The 14,231-nt window shown below is 53.3% G+C and carries 17 protein-coding genes and 1 tRNA gene; 9 read left to right on the forward strand and 9 right to left on the reverse strand.

All coding sequences use genetic code 11. From position 1 onward, the window contains the following. The first annotated feature begins 67 nt into the window (after positions 1 to 67). The 4 genes from dapE (at position 68) to SPV1_RS01310 (ending at position 2,521) form a co-directional block, all read left to right on the forward strand. Positions 68 to 1,198: a succinyl-diaminopimelate desuccinylase gene (dapE, locus tag SPV1_RS01295; RefSeq protein ID WP_009849268.1), complete on the forward strand. Its 1,131-nt coding sequence runs from the start codon at positions 68 to 70 to the stop codon at positions 1,196 to 1,198. After that, complete coding sequence (queF, locus tag SPV1_RS01300; protein ID WP_009849269.1) at positions 1,195 to 1,569, forward strand: preQ(1) synthase; 375 nt, start codon at positions 1,195 to 1,197, stop codon at positions 1,567 to 1,569. Before dapE ends, queF begins: the two co-directional genes overlap by 4 nt. Beyond that, positions 1,566 to 2,273 carry a diaminopimelate epimerase gene (locus SPV1_RS01305; protein ID WP_009849270.1) on the forward strand — a complete coding sequence of 236 codons (708 nt, stop codon included), beginning with the start codon at positions 1,566 to 1,568 and terminating at the stop codon, positions 2,271 to 2,273. Before queF ends, SPV1_RS01305 begins: the two co-directional genes overlap by 4 nt. Positions 2,274 to 2,445: 172 nt before the next feature. Then, a tRNA-Phe gene (locus SPV1_RS01310) sits at positions 2,446 to 2,521 on the forward strand. 46 nt (positions 2,522 to 2,567) lie between these two features. Here the strand turns inward: SPV1_RS01310 and SPV1_RS14435 are convergent. Continuing rightward, positions 2,568 to 2,744: a hypothetical protein gene (locus tag SPV1_RS14435; protein WP_196795086.1), complete on the reverse strand. Its 177-nt coding sequence runs from the start codon at positions 2,742 to 2,744 to the stop codon at positions 2,568 to 2,570. 17 nt (positions 2,745 to 2,761) lie between these two features. Here SPV1_RS14435 and SPV1_RS01315 point away from each other — a divergent pair, with 17 nt between their 5' ends. Next, a complete protein-coding gene (locus SPV1_RS01315) occupies positions 2,762 to 4,189 on the forward strand; it encodes a Fic family protein (RefSeq protein ID WP_040881367.1) in 1,428 nt (475 codons plus the stop codon). Between the two features lie 35 nt (positions 4,190 to 4,224). Here the strand turns inward: SPV1_RS01315 and SPV1_RS14575 are convergent, their stop codons facing one another. Continuing rightward, a complete protein-coding gene (locus tag SPV1_RS14575; RefSeq protein ID WP_009849272.1) occupies positions 4,225 to 4,383 on the reverse strand; it encodes a hypothetical protein in 159 nt (52 codons plus the stop codon). Here SPV1_RS14575 and SPV1_RS14760 point away from each other — a divergent pair. Beyond that, entirely contained in the window at positions 4,312 to 4,692 is a 381-nt protein-coding gene (locus SPV1_RS14760) for a hypothetical protein (RefSeq protein WP_407942739.1), read from the forward strand. The genes SPV1_RS14575 and SPV1_RS14760 overlap by 72 nt on opposite strands. A gap of 402 nt (positions 4,693 to 5,094) precedes the next feature. Here the strand turns inward: SPV1_RS14760 and SPV1_RS01325 are convergent, their stop codons facing one another. Continuing rightward, positions 5,095 to 5,880, reverse strand: a complete 786-nt coding sequence (locus tag SPV1_RS01325; RefSeq protein ID WP_009849274.1) for a lysozyme family protein — start codon at positions 5,878 to 5,880, stop codon at positions 5,095 to 5,097. A gap of 105 nt (positions 5,881 to 5,985) precedes the next feature. Here SPV1_RS01325 and ppa point away from each other — a divergent pair, with 105 nt between their 5' ends. Together ppa and SPV1_RS01335 are read left to right on the forward strand one after the other, a co-directional pair. Beyond that, complete coding sequence (gene ppa, locus SPV1_RS01330; protein ID WP_009849275.1) at positions 5,986 to 6,519, forward strand: inorganic diphosphatase; 534 nt, start codon at positions 5,986 to 5,988, stop codon at positions 6,517 to 6,519. A 213-nt stretch (positions 6,520 to 6,732) separates the two neighbouring features. Next, on the forward strand, positions 6,733 to 7,161 hold the full coding sequence (locus SPV1_RS01335; protein WP_040881371.1) for a DUF4389 domain-containing protein: 429 nt from the start codon (positions 6,733 to 6,735) through the stop codon (positions 7,159 to 7,161). 53 nt (positions 7,162 to 7,214) lie between these two features. Here SPV1_RS01335 and SPV1_RS01340 read toward each other — a convergent pair whose 3' ends face one another. From SPV1_RS01340 to SPV1_RS01360, 5 genes are all read right to left on the reverse strand, one after another. Further along, complete coding sequence (locus SPV1_RS01340) at positions 7,215 to 7,931, reverse strand: lysophospholipid acyltransferase family protein (RefSeq protein ID WP_009849277.1); 717 nt, start codon at positions 7,929 to 7,931, stop codon at positions 7,215 to 7,217. Next, on the reverse strand, positions 7,931 to 8,500 hold the full coding sequence (gene gmhB, locus SPV1_RS01345) for a D-glycero-beta-D-manno-heptose 1,7-bisphosphate 7-phosphatase (protein WP_009849278.1): 570 nt from the start codon (positions 8,498 to 8,500) through the stop codon (positions 7,931 to 7,933). Before gmhB ends, SPV1_RS01340 begins: the two co-directional genes overlap by 1 nt. Before the next feature lie 69 nt (positions 8,501 to 8,569). Continuing rightward, the gene (locus tag SPV1_RS01350; RefSeq protein WP_040881579.1) at positions 8,570 to 9,649 is read right to left on the reverse strand and encodes a hybrid sensor histidine kinase/response regulator; all 1,080 of its coding nucleotides are present in this window, start codon (positions 9,647 to 9,649) and stop codon (positions 8,570 to 8,572) included. Positions 9,650 to 9,664: 15 nt separating this feature from the next. Beyond that, on the reverse strand, positions 9,665 to 10,996 hold the full coding sequence (locus SPV1_RS01355; protein WP_009849280.1) for an ATP-binding protein: 1,332 nt from the start codon (positions 10,994 to 10,996) through the stop codon (positions 9,665 to 9,667). Between the two features lies 1 nt (position 10,997). Further along, positions 10,998 to 11,645 (reverse strand): Abi-alpha family protein, encoded by a 648-nt coding sequence (locus SPV1_RS01360; protein WP_018294628.1) that lies wholly within the window; start codon positions 11,643 to 11,645, stop codon positions 10,998 to 11,000. A gap of 426 nt (positions 11,646 to 12,071) precedes the next feature. Between SPV1_RS01360 and SPV1_RS01365 the strand changes: the two genes are divergently transcribed. Then, a complete protein-coding gene (locus SPV1_RS01365) occupies positions 12,072 to 13,115 on the forward strand; it encodes an IS5 family transposase (RefSeq protein ID WP_009849282.1) in 1,044 nt (347 codons plus the stop codon). Positions 13,116 to 13,337: 222 nt separating this feature from the next. On the opposite strand, the gene SPV1_RS01370 is transcribed toward SPV1_RS01365, so the two are convergent. Next, positions 13,338 to 14,231: IS4 family transposase (locus SPV1_RS01370; protein WP_009849283.1), on the reverse strand; the 894-nt coding region annotated here is incomplete at its 5' end.

The raw sequence follows: 14,231 nt of genomic DNA on the forward strand, positions 1-14,231 counted from the left end.
AGCAGGCTTCATATCTTAACCTATAACAAGAGTACCACCGGCAGCCGCTTTTGATTAGGGTGCTGGCATGCCTGATATTGCCACTACCATTGCCATAAAACTGATCCAGCGCGAATCAGTCACGCCTGAAGATGGCGGCTGCCAGAATTATATCGAATCGCTGCTGGCCCCTCTGGGCTTTGTACGTACCCATGTCGATACCGGCGGCATTACCAACAGCATTTATACGCGCACCGGTGAATTGCCGGGCACGCTTGCGTTTGCAGGCCACACCGATGTGGTGCCGACAGGCCCCGTCGAGCAGTGGCAACAGCCGCCATTCTCGGCCGAGATCATCGACGGCATCCTGCATGGTCGCGGCGCTCAGGATATGAAAGGCGCCATCGCCTGCTGGATTGCCGCGATTGCAGAGCTGTGCGGCGAATACACCCCGCTACCGACCCTGCAATTGCTGATTACCTCCGATGAGGAGGGCGACTCGATCGATGGCACGATCCGTATTGTCGAGCATATGCAGGCTGCCGCGACACTGCCCGATGCCGTTATTATCGGAGAGCCCTCCTGCTCGAACAGCGTCGGCGACACCATTCGCCGCGGCCGCCGCGGCGTCGTGCAGGTGCGTGCCACGATCCACGGCAAACAGGGCCATTCCGCCTACCCGCAGGATGCCGATAATGCGATTCATCGCGCCGCTCCGGCACTGGCACGTATTGCTGCAATTAAGTGGGGTGAGCCGAGTGCGGGTTTTCCTGCCACCTCCTGCCAGATCACCAATATCAGCGGCGGCACCGGCGCCTCGAACGTGATACCCGGCCACTGCGATGCCTTTATTGATATCCGCTACAATCCAGGCAACAGCTTCGATGAGATCAGGGCCGCGATTGAAGCGGCTTGCGCCGATTGCGAGTGCACACTCGATTTCGACCATGTAGCCACCGCCTTCTCCACGCCGGACGGTCCCTTCCTCGATCTGGTCTGTGGCAGTATTCTGCGCGTGACCGGCACAGAGACCCTGCGCGATACCGGCGGCGGCACCTCCGACGGCCGTTTTCTGGCTGCCGCAGGCATACCTGTTGCCGAACTCGGTACCACCAACAGCTCCATCCATCAGGTCAACGAGCAGGTTGCCGTTAGCGAGCTTGCGACACTGACCGCGATCTATTCCGATATTATTAAACATTTTGAGGTTCTGGCATGAGTGACAAACTGGGCGCCATCATCAATCGACCGGGCAAATTTCTGGAGACTTTCGAGAATCCGAATCCCGAACGCGACTATCATATCCGTATCGATTCGCCGGAGTTCACCTGTCTCTGCCCTAAAACCGGCCAGCCGGACTTTGCCGAGATCAAACTCGATTACGTGCCGGATCAGCTCTGCGTGGAGCTGAAATCACTGAAACTCTACTACTGGAGCTTCCGCGATGAGGGCCACTTTCACGAACAGGTGACCAATATGATCGCCAACGATCTGATCGCCCTGCTCGATCCGCGCCAGATCAAGGTGACGGCCGTATTCAATGTACGTGGCGGCGTTTACACCACGGTTGAAGTCGAACACAGCAAATGAATTCACTGCCCTTTTACAAGATGCAGGCTCAGGGCAACGATTTCGTTGTGCTCAACGGCCTGACCTCCACTCTGCCGGAGTTTACCGAGGCCTGGGTACGCCGCATCACCGAGCGCCGTTACGGCATCGGTTGCGACCAGCTGCTGGTGCTGGAGCAGAGCGACAAAGCCGATGCCGCCATACGCATTTTTAACAACGACGGTTCGGAAGCAGCCAACTGCGGCAACGGCCTGCGCTGTGTCGGCCAGCTGCTGATCGAGCTGCTGGGTAAAGAGTTCGTCCTGATTGCCCTGAAAGACCGCATTGTCAGAGCCGAGGCCGGCATCAACGGCATTTGCGTCGAGATGGGGCCTGCCACGGTGATCAACTCAACCGATGCGCATGTCGATATCGACATCGGCAACCAGCACCGCGTCTTCTTTGAAGCAACCGAAGCATTCCCGTCCGACCTCAATGTCGAAATTGTGACCGGTCAGATTGCCAACCATGTCTATATCGACATCATTGAACGCGGCGCCGGTCGCACGCTGGCATGCGGCAGCGGCGCCTGCGCCACAGCCGCGGCCATCTGGTACTCGGAAGGCGAAGTCCGGCCACTGACCATTGAGATGCCGGGCGGCACCGTAACCGTTTCCGGATGCGCGAAAAACGTCCGGCTGGAAGGCCCTGTCACCCAAACCTTCTCAGGCGTATTTACGATCTGAAGGCGCTTGCCGCGCGTGCGTCCCTCAGACTGGCAGCAGACTTTCAGCGCCCCAGTTGCCAACAACGCTATTCAAACACGCCCGCATTATGGCTTGTTCGCGTGATCAACAATTCAAGCTTGCATCCGGCAACTTTTCTCCCATAATCCGCGCTCCCGAAAGGGGTGTCTGAGGGCAGGTAGCTCAGTCGGTAGAGCAGTGGACTGAAAATCCACGTGTCGGGGGTTCGATTCCCTCCCTGCCCACCACATGAAAAGGAGTTGCGAGCAATCGCAGCTCCTTTTTCATTTCACCCTAACCCACCCCTGCATACAGTTCAATGGTAATCCTCCCCTGAAAGCAGGGGGCGTCAGAAGCAGCATTTTCTTGTATGAAAAAAGAATATTCACATAGAGCAATCACATTATCCAGAGAACCGGTGATGGCTTTAGTTTTCTGATGCGCGTTTGTTTTTGTATTTATATCAACCATAGCGTATGATTTTGCACATGAGCGTACATTATTGCGGCTATGAATGGCTGAAAAGAACATATCAACTGGATATTGACTCTCCCAATCCCGTTTCAAAAATCGGGGGCACAAGGAGCTCTGAGAGCCGCATTTTCCGTCCAGAGTACCAACCCGAAGAGAGCCTGGCAGGTCACCTTCTTTTCGCACTCAAGCACGAAAACCTGAACCTTGGTATGCTTAAGGCATTATTCACTATCTGTGACCTGAAAGAGCTCGAACAGTGGATCTCCGGAAATCCGCAGGGTTTGCAGACGCGCCGTGCATGGTTTTTTTACGAGTGGCTGACTGGTAAACAGTTAGACCTGCCCGATGCAGATACAAAGTTTAAATACGTTGATGCGCTGGATGAAAAATCCTATTACACCGCAGATAAAACCAATTCACCCCGCCATAAAGTCCGCAACAATATGCCCGGCGTTCCTGCTTTTTGCTGGCTGGTTCGTAAAACGCCAACCATGAAAGCTTTCGATAGCAAACAACTGCATAAGCAGATGACGGATGCATATTCCAGTCATCCCATGATTGGCAGAGCTGAAGCTTTTATACTGACCAGGGATTCCCAGAAAAGCTTCGAGATTGAAAAAGAAAAATTTGATAACCGTGCTGTTCGCTGGATGAAAACGGTTCGTGCATTCATGGGCTCCCGGCTTGATGACGCCAGACTGTTTGAGATGCAAAAGCAGCTTGTATCTACTCCGGATCATGGGTGGCGAACAGACTTTGGCTGGATTGGCGACCGACTTCCTGATGCAACACCGCTACCGGAACATATCAGCGCACACCCTGAAAGCCTGAATGACCTGATGGGCGCCTGGCTTGAGGCTTATTCCCTTATGTTCGACAGACACCCTGTCGCAGCCGCTACGGCATTGGCATACGGATTTATTATCATCCACCCATTCTCAGACGGAAACGGGCGTATTCACCGTTTTATTCTGCATCAACTGGGCAAGGTTCCAGTTTCATCAGAGCTTCTTGAAAGCATTGATGACTATATTGCCTCACTGAAAAAGCTTTCAGCTCCGATTCTTGCGCGATCTGAATGGTTAGTTACGGCGGATTATAATGTCGAACTGACAAACGATACGACCGAGCTATATCGCTATGCCGATGCCACTGAGCAGGCAGAGTATATTTATAAGTGCATTGAGCAGTTTGTAACACATCGCTTGCCGCTGGAGCTGGAATACCTGAGTGCGTTTGATGAAGCCAAACGCATCATTGATGCTGAACACGATATGCCGGATAAGGATTTGACCCTGCTGGTCAATCTCTGTGTCCAAAATGGCGGGAGTTTATCAAACAAAAAACGCAAGCTCTTTGGGCAGCTATCCGATGACAATATTGCTTTCGCCGAGGAGACAATCAAAGAAGCTTTTTCTGATTACTTTAAGATGAAGGGCTAAAAGCTGTTGGTATATATTCAATGGAATCGAATAACTCAATAACTCTTGCCTGACCCCGACATCAGCTTGGCCATATTAGCGACCTGTGGTCCAGTAGCTACGGCCGGATACTCCTGTTCAAACTGGCGCTCGCAGGCGTTATGGCCGCCATAGCTGCGTTCAACCGTTTTTTCACTCTCCCGCTGCTGCGCCATAGTGAAGGCGGGCTGCTGCCCGGGCAGCGAACAGGATTAGCGCTGCGGGTCTTGCGGCAATGGTACCCGTCATGGAGGCCACGCGAGGCTGGCGCGCTGGTCCGCCGGTTTGCGCACGGAGTAACGGTGGAAGCATGGCTGGCCCTGGGCGTGCTGCTTTGCGCAGCGATATTGGCACATGCCATGCCGCCGAAAGAGCATGCAGCGTTTCCATATCCACAGGCGAGCATCGGGAAATTGAAGAATGGGACCCGGTTTGACGAGCCACCTATCTTGTCAGGGAGTAAACAGCCCAGAAGTAATTGTTGAGAACTGCGAACACAGGAAATAATGCGGTCAGATAATGATCATTTACGGCAAGCATCACTGCGGAGACAAGCAGTGGTAAAGCACCCGGTCCCGGGATCAGGCCCAGGAGCGTCAGTACCCCTGCCAGTACCATGCCATTTATAAAACAGTAAGCAGCTACGCCAACACATATTAACATTGATAGGATCACGCTTTCCTCCAGTTAAGAGATTGTAGTGGTTATCGCCACCGCATTGCCCGCAAAAATGACGAAGAGCTCTGAAAAGACACATGCTTGAGCCTGCTTACATAACCAGACAAAGAGAAATGTCAGGATCAGGCATGAGAATTGAGTTGCTTCTCAACTCATCGAGCTTGGCCTGATTCGCATGACTGTTGGGACGATACTGATTTATGGGCAGCCTAGACGTAGATCAGTTCATCGGAGGTGTAATCCCGGTCGGCATGCTCGATGATCTGCGCCTCAAGATCGCGGCGTTTGAGCAGGCCGTAGAGCTCGCTACCCCAGAGTCGTTTCATCGCGCGGATCTCTGCGGCAATGCCTGCAAGATCGGCGGTCGCAACCAGCGGCACGATCTCCTTCATTTCGCGTCGCTTGCTGCCGGAGAGTGATCCGCCGCGATTGTAGATCAGCGATAGCAGCATCGCCTGTGCATCAGCCGGTAATTTTTCCACACCCGGATAGACCTTGCGCGTACGCGCGGCATAGGCAGGCAGCGTGGCGGTATAGTAGACCTGATTGGCGGCATCCAGCGGGATGGTGATATCGGCAACATCGGCAAGCGCGGTGTGCGCCGCCTCCCCCTTCACCCCTGTCACCGCAGCCAGGCGTTCCAGATCGCTATCGGCGATTAACCCCTGCCAATCCTTGCGAAAGCGGAGATTGGTTTGATAACCGAGATCATAACCGATGCCGATGGTGATGCCGCTCTGCCCCTTCGGCCAGACGGGATGCGACAGAAAGCGGCGGTAATATGCATCGGAAGATATTTCAAAGCGGGCAATCTGCTGCAGACCTGTGCGTGAGCAGATCAGCTGAAAATCGCGAGGCCGTGCTGCCGGTAGATCCGCCTGATCAAGCAGCACCTCGATTCTGCTCAGCGTATCCGGCCCGAGCAGGCCGTCCGCTCGCAAGCCCAGCCGGGACTGAATCTGTTTCAAACGTTTTTCCACTGCACCTGAAGACATGGGCCACCTCCACAAGCTTTGAGTTTAGCACAGGCAGATATCTGCTGCTTGTGCCTGAAAGAATCGCTCTTACAATAGCGATTTATCACACGACAGGGGAGACACATGGATATCAGTAAAATTCCTGCCGGCGCCAATCCGCCGGATGAGATCAACGTAATTATTGAAGTACCGCAGCATGCCGATCCGGTAAAATACGAACTGGATAAGGAGTCGGGCGCATTCTATGTCGACCGCTTCATGCACACGGCCATGCACTACCCGTGCAATTACGGCTTTATGCCCAATTCTCTCTCCGACGATGGCGACCCGGTGGATGTCATGGTGATCTCCAAGTTCTCGCTGATTACCGGTTGCGTTGTGCGCTGCCGTCCGATTGCCGTTCTGCACATGGAAGATGAAGCCGGCCAGGATGCCAAGGTACTGGCTGTGCCTATTTCCAAGCTGAAACCATCATTCGATAACGTAAAATGTCTGGAAGACGTCGATGATTTCCTGCTCAATCAGATTTCCCACTTCTTTGAGCATTATAAGGACCTGGAGCCCAATAAATGGGTAAAAGTGACCGGTTGGGGTAAAGCCGATGCAGCCAGAAAAGAGATTGTCGATTCCATTGCCCGCTATAAGGGCGAGTTGTAAACAACACAGGGGCTTGGTTATTTAGCCACCAGCAACACCATCAAGGCGGCCGAGCAATCGGTCGCCTTTTTTGATCACCAACAAATAGATGGAAAAAGAGCGTCGCGGCGGCAAGAATTAGCATACGTGGATGACAGGGCGGCAGCTCCCCATGTGATCAGCGTCGCATCGCTGATCCCTGCCCTGCTGTTGAGTAGACCAATGGAGATAGCCATGAATGAAGAATTAAAAGATCACGTGACCAATACCAATGTCTGGATGCGGCTGCTGTTTATGGCGCTGTTCGGCGTCGTATATGCAGTATCCCGCTTTGTGCTGCTGGCGGTTGTTGTAGCCCAGTTCCTCTGGCTGCTGTTTACCGGCAGCACCAATGAGCGTCTGCTCTCTTTCGGCGGTCAGCTGGCCACATTTGTTTACCAGATCCTGCGCTACCTGACCTTCAATACCGATGCGCGCCCCTATCCGTTTGCAGACTGGCCGGATAACACCGCACTGATACCCGAAGTGGTTGAAGAAGCAGCGGCGGATGAAGCGTGGGATGATGCATCAGAGGAGAGTGCCGAAGAGGCGGTTATCGTTGAAGCGGAATCGGAGACCGGCATCGAAGCCGAAGAAGAGAACAGCAACAAAGATAAGTCATAAACCTTGCAACGATGCTGTTTTTCCGCGCTTCCTGCGCGGTGAAACAGCTCTTCTCAACCGCCCAGCTGGCGCGTAGCCGCCTCAATATCGGCTTCCAGCTGTGTCATCAGTTCACTACGTTTGATCGATGAGACCTCTTCCGCCGGAATATAGGGCAGAAAGCGGAAGGTGATCGTTCCCGGCTTTTTGATAAAACCGCGTTTGGGCCACAAGGCTCCGGCATTGTGCGCCAACGGCAAAATGCCGGCCTTCGCCTTCTGCGCCAGAATCGCGCCGCCCGGCTGGTAGTTGCCGGTAGTACCCACCGACGAGCGTGTACCTTCCGGGAAAATCACCACCCAGCGCCCCTGATTCAACATCGCAGAACCATCCTGCATCACCTGTTTGATCGCTTCGCGCGGAGAGCCGCGACGAATACCGATCGTGCCCAGCAGCGCCAGCGCCCAGCCGAAAAACGGGATATTGAACAACTCCCGTTTCAGCACCCAGGTATAGGGCGGCACCAGAATCGGCATGGCCACCGTTTCGGCTGCCGACTGATGCTTGGCCACCACCACACAGGCATGATCGGGCAGATGCTCTTTGCCTTCAATGACAATTCGAATACCGCAGAGCAGGCGCAGCAGCATAAATATCGTTTGAGACCACATCCGCGCCCACAACCATGAGGCGGAAAAACCGAAGGGACGGAACAGGATCACCAGCAGCGAAAACAGCGGCGTCAGTATCATGAAACAGAGATTGAACAGGGCAGAACGGATAACCAGCATCAGCAATCTCCACCGAGAATAAAATCAACCGCAGCTGCCAGATCGGCATAGCATGTGATATCGGGCTGCAACCGGCGCGATCTCTCCAGAATGGCGGCGTCATCGCCATAGCCGCTGCGCACCAGCATGGCCGGCACACCGGCGGCATCGGCCGCCTCAACGTCACGCACGGAGTCGCCGATAAACAGTGCATCCGCGGGGCTGTCGGATAAACCCAGCGCCGCCAGTGATTCAATGACCATTCCCGGCTCGGGCTTTCGGCAAACACAGCCGTCGTCAGGCCCGTGCGGGCAATAGGCAACATGTGAGATAAAGCCACCGGCCTGCTCAATCGCCAGCATCATTTTGGCATGGATGGCATTGAATGTTTGCTGATCCATCATGCCGCGTCCCAATCCCGACTGATTACTGACTATCGCTACGGCAATGCCGGCGGCATGCAGGCGTGCAATCGCCGCCAGCGAACCGGGTATCGGCTGCCACTGATCCGGCGCCAGAATATAATCAGGCGAATCAAAATTGATAACGCCGTCACGATCCAGTAGTACGGCTTTTGGCCTGATCTGCATGCTCGCTCCCATGTCGGAACAATACGCGCGGATGACGACAGAGAAAAGCGCACAGCGCTTTCGAGACGACTAGGTCCGGATCATCTTCCTGATCAACCGGCTGAGACTGGCGACAGCGACCGGTTTACCAAGCAGCTCACAGTTATCCAGCGCGTCAACCTCATCGCTGCGGCCTGAAAAATCGTAACCGGTCAGCAGGATTGTCGGCACATCGCTGCCCAGTTGACGAATCTTCTGAATCAGCTCGATACCGCCCATCCCCGGCATGACCACATCGGAGAGTACGATGGCGATCTCATCCTGATGTGCGTGATAATAATCCAGTGCCTCTTTGCCATCGCATGCACTAACCACCCGGTAGCCAAGGCTGTCGAGTACTTCGCCGACCGTATCCCGAACCACTGTTTCATCATCCACCAGCAGTACCAGTTCATCATGGCCGTGAGCAGTCTCTTCCGCATTATCCCTGATCTGTTTGCGCTGCTCATGCATCACGGGCAGGTAAATATGGATGGTCGTCCCCTTACCCGGCTGGCTGTCGATTTCCAACACACCGCCGTGGGTCTGCACGGCACCGTACACCATCGCCAGCCCCAATCCGGTACCTTTACCCACATCCTTGGTCGTAAAAAACGGCTCAACCACTTTATCCACGATTTCAGGCGCTATACCACTGCCGTTATCCTCAACAGAGAGGTGAGCCATCCTCTCCGCCCTTATGTTCGGGTATTTCAGACGAAACACCTCCGCCGGCTCACAGGTCTCCAGCCTTACCCGGATGCGCGGGTTCTCGCTAGCGGCAACGGCATCACGGGCATTATTGAGCAGGTTCATCAACACCTGCTGCAGCTGCGTGGCATCGGCTATCACCATGACCTGCTCTTCACAAATATCTTTGACACACTCAATGCTTTCAGGAACCGTGCTCTGCGCCAGCTTCAGTCCGTCCCTGAGAAAGATATTCAGCGGCAAGCTCTGCATCTGTACCATATCCTTGCGCGCAAAGGTGAGCAGCTGGCGCACGATCTCGGCTGCTCGCTGGCTCAGTTTTTCGATATTTCCCAGCTTCTCGGCTATCACGGCAGGCTCATTCGTACGGCTTTTAGCCAGGTAGACATTCCCCTGCAGCGCAGCCAGCATATTATTCATATTGGGCCACATTGGTCAATCCTGATCCGGAGTGCCCAACAGCCTCCAGTGACCGCCCTTATCCGCGCCAACCCGTTCGATCAGACCAGCCTTTTTCATCTTGCTCAGTTGGTATTTCACGCCATCCTCTGTGATATCCCCCAATATCGCCGCGATCTCCTTTCTGGTTGCTGCCGGATTTTCTTTCAGAACAGACAGAATTTTCTGGGTAGTTTTCTGGGTAGTTTTCTGGGTAGTTTTTTCCATATGTTTACCCACAAACTCCACCCAGAAGCCTGAATCGTCATAACGCAGCACCGGATCAGGCAATCCGTATTCGCGACAGGCCTGTACCATCACATCCACGCCGCGCCCCCATGATTCAATCAGGCCGGCTCTGAAAAAGGCGTTGGCAATATCCGGATTATACGGTTGCGAGGGATGTTTTCGCAGCAGCTTGTCGATCGTCCAGTGCTCGGGCAGTTGGCCATCGTTCCAGAACATGATTCTGTCTTCATAAACGCTGATCTGGATCGGCGAGCCGCCGCTGTAATCCTTGTGAGCAATAGCGTTGAGCAATGCCTCGCGCAGCGCCGCTTCAGGGAACGGATATTCCTCAATGCGATTCACGCCATCGTAGCGGATTTCCGCCTTCATATACTTGGTCAGCAGCAGATCCATCGCCTTGTTCACCTGCTCGAACAGATTGCCATGTACCTCATCCTGATAGCGCAGGTCGCTGTCCGATTCAAAGAAGCCGATCTTCACATAGGCCGCCGTGACAAAATGCTCAGGATCAGGGTGAAACAGAAGAATCGCCGCCCGTTTCAGATAGTCGCCTTCCTTCAGGTGCAGATTGTCGATCAGGGCGCCATTGCTTTCGCGCAGCACATCCTCGCTTAACCGCTTGCTTTTTACCGCCTGCGCCCTGAAATAATCAAATGTGGCATCCGATAAATCTTCCACGCGCACATTCGGCACAGGCACGCCATCCCAGCGCTTGCCCTGCTTTTTGAGCAGGAACCGATCCAGCGCCGCGCCTTTCATCTCCTGCCTGGTGCTGCCACTGCGATAGTAGTATTTCCCCTTGTAGCTGATCGGGTAGGGATAAGGCTCGACAACGATTTCCAGATATTCCCTGTCATTCCCTTCAAGCAGGTTCACATCGACCAGAATGCCCATCAACTGCCGCACCTGATTGGGCAGCTTCTCCAGCAGCTCCCGCGCATTGCTGATGCCGCACACCTCGCCATGGTCATCCACGCCGATCAACAGCCTGCCGCCCTGTGCATTGGCATAGCCGCAAATCCACTGGAAATACTCATCGCGCCAGCATTCCTTGTATTCGGTGTGTTGGGATTCAATCATACTATCTTTCCATTTGAACACTTGATAACAAGGTTGCTGATAAGGCAGTTAGCGAAAATGGTGAGTCTTCAGTCACACCATCTGCGCCCCCAAAACCATACATCGCATTATTTCGCAAGAGCTCTAATCGGCATAAATTATCAATGGTCAACAGAATATCTGATAAAGGCATCTCCATCGAGCCCAGCACTTCTGAAAGCCTGAAATCCATAGACTTTAACTTACTCGTCTCTGTTAAAAAACGAGCATCCAGAGGTTCCAACTCAGCAAGCAGTGAAATCAATATTTTTCTTGGAAAAACATCAACCGCAGGATCAAGACTATTTGCAATTAATCCAGCCCACATTTTTTGGATGAGTTCATCATCTTCAAGGGCGGCTCTTTGAATGATATCGACAGCATATTTAGCCGGGATGGGGTCAATATGGCCAATATCACGCTGACTTAGAACCTCTTGTGACATTTCCACTGTCTTTCGCCAATTATCGCGTTTGAACTTAACCCAATCCCCTAAAAAACCACCAGCTTCACGAATAGGGTACCCAAGCACCTCATCGAAAAAACGCCCTACCCCATCCATAGAATCAAGAATACGCGGTGTTGCTTTAGCAACCTCCTGAACGGCTTTTGCTTCTTCATCACTGATCATCTGCAACGCCTTCATGGCTATTTTGTTGAATGAATATGTTTATACAGAAAGGCTCTTGGTGCTTTGCTTGAATACTCAACATCTGCCGCCTTCACTATGTTTCAATTTCTGGAAGCTTTCTTTGCAACATTCTATGACTTCACCATCCCGCAGTGAAGTTGAACAAACAGCCTGATCATGATCACATCCCAAATAAACCAACAGGCATCGTTCGAGTAACAGTCTCAAATGATATGCAGCATCCATCAAAGCAGAAAATTCACTTTCCTCAAATTTATCCCCATGAACCAGCCTGTCTCTAATCTTGCTTAGACTTCCTTTCTGACCTGTGATCGGCCAGAGGTCATTCAAGTTTAAACTATGGGGAACCTCGAAAAACCGGTTCATTTATGAGATCATGCACACAAAGCACGGAGGTTTTCTGAGATGATACGAGAGAGTCTTTTTGCCGCGTCGGAACGAGAAACCAGGCTGGATAAACTTGGAGATGTATTGCGTCGTTTTGATGAGCTGATCGACTTTGCGGAGATTGCGCATGAGGTTGAGCAGTCGCTTCCGCAGCGTGACCGCAGCAAGGGTGGTCGTCCACCTTACCCTGTGGAGCTGATGGTTCGTGTCATGATTGTGCAAGAGTATTTCAACCTGAGCGACGAGCAGATGGAGTTTCAGCTTCTGGACAGGCTGAGCTTTCAGCGTTTTGTTGGTCTTCGTCGCAGCAGCCAGATACCAGATCGAACGACGATCTGGCTGTTCAGGGAGCGTCTGGTGAAAGCCGGCTGCTACGATGGGGTTCTGGAGTCGGTGAACCGTCAGATCAATGCAGCAGGTTATGTCGCACGCGGTGGACAGATGATCGATGCGACACTGGTTTCTGCACCGATACAGCGCATGAGCAAGGAAGAGAATGAAGCCATTGAACAGGGCAAGACGCCTGCGGATTGGGCCGAGGCCAAGCGTCGGCAGAAGGATATGGACGCCCGCTGGACGAAGAAGCATGGGAAGTCACACTTCGGGTACAAGATGTCGGCCAGCGTGGATCATCGCTACAAGTTGCTGCGCAAGGTGAAGGTGAGCAGTGCGAACGAGCATGACACGAAGCATTTCGAGGACGTACTGGATGGTGATAACAGTTGCCGGGATGTCTATGCGGACCGAGGTTATGCCGACAGGGAGCGGGAACACAGGCTAAGGTCGGAAGGCTGGCGCATGCACATTCAGAGGAAGGCAAAGAAGGGCAAGCCGCTTTCGCCCTGTCAGGCGAAGCGGAACCGGCGTATTGCGAGCAAGCGGGCACGGGTCGAACACCCGTTTGCCAGCATGGCGCAGATGGGAGGCAAGGCGATACGATGTATCGGGTTGGAACGTGCCAGGCTTCGAATCAGCCTGAAGGCAGCAGTCTACAACATCCAACGGCTGTGCTATCTCAAATCCGCAGGAGTACTCCCTCTGAAGAGCAGGATTGCAGCGTGATGGGCTCGAAACCGGGGCCATCAGGTTACCCAAAACGCCTGCCTCAGCAGTGTTCCGCCGATCGACATGGAAAACAGACGTGCCGATCTCACCACCAACAAAATGGAAGCCTCGAAATGACGGTTGATCGAGGTCCCCTATGATACTCCTTAAAGGCTTTAAAAGCCTCTGAAAAGGACACTCTGTTTAACCCCTTAATATTTTGGTATCACTGTTGTCCGGTTAAGCATTGATGAGGCACATTTGTCGCTGATTTATGGCGAATCGTCGCTTTGGCGGCGGTGGGGAATCAGCCAGCAATTCGAGCAAGTTTCGTCGCTGCATGAGGTTGACGGAAACGAGTCTCGCCAGTTGTTGCATGGATCGGCTTGCAGGCAGGATCCTTCTTGCCATGTGCAGCAGCAGATAGGCGATCATGGCAATGATAATCTGGATTTTGACAGCGTTCTCGGATGTGCCGATGAAGCGTTTGATCTTCAGGTTCTGTTTAATCCACCTGAAGAACAGTTCAATTTGCCAGCGCTGTTTGTACAGGGCTGCGATGGCTCCGGCGGAGCGCTTCAGGTCATTGGTGATAAAGACAAGCTTCTTGCCATCTTCCTCATGCACGAAGCAGATGCGGCGCAGGATGGTCGGACATTCCTTCCTGCCTTTGGCCGATGACAGACGGATATGCTGGTCTTCCAATACACCGTCATCTGATACAGGGAGCGTTGCCACTACCTCGAATTCCGCGTTGCGCTTCATGCGGCTGACGAAGCGGATATCCCTTTGTGTCAGGTCATGGAACCATGCGTAATCGTTGTAGGCCCTGTCGAACACATAAGTGGCGCCGGGCAACAGGGGCATGTGCTCCGCAGCCTTCTTGTCATGCTTTTTGGCTGCGGTGATGGAAAAGAAGGTGGGAACCTGCGCATCAGGGTCATACACCGTATGCACCTTCACGCCCGATTTGCCGGTGCGGAAGCTCGCCCATTCAAACTGATGCTTGCACAGGTCAATCGTCGTGGAGTCAATCAGCCGAACGGCATCCTTGCGGTGGATGCCCTTGCCGCGAAACTGATGCAAAAGCCAGTAAAACAGCTCCAGATACATGCCCGCAGAGCGCTTCACATT

Origin of the sequence: Mariprofundus ferrooxydans PV-1 (assembly GCF_000153765.1) — a bacterium.
GTDB classification, from domain to species: domain Bacteria; phylum Pseudomonadota; class Zetaproteobacteria; order Mariprofundales; family Mariprofundaceae; genus Mariprofundus; species Mariprofundus ferrooxydans.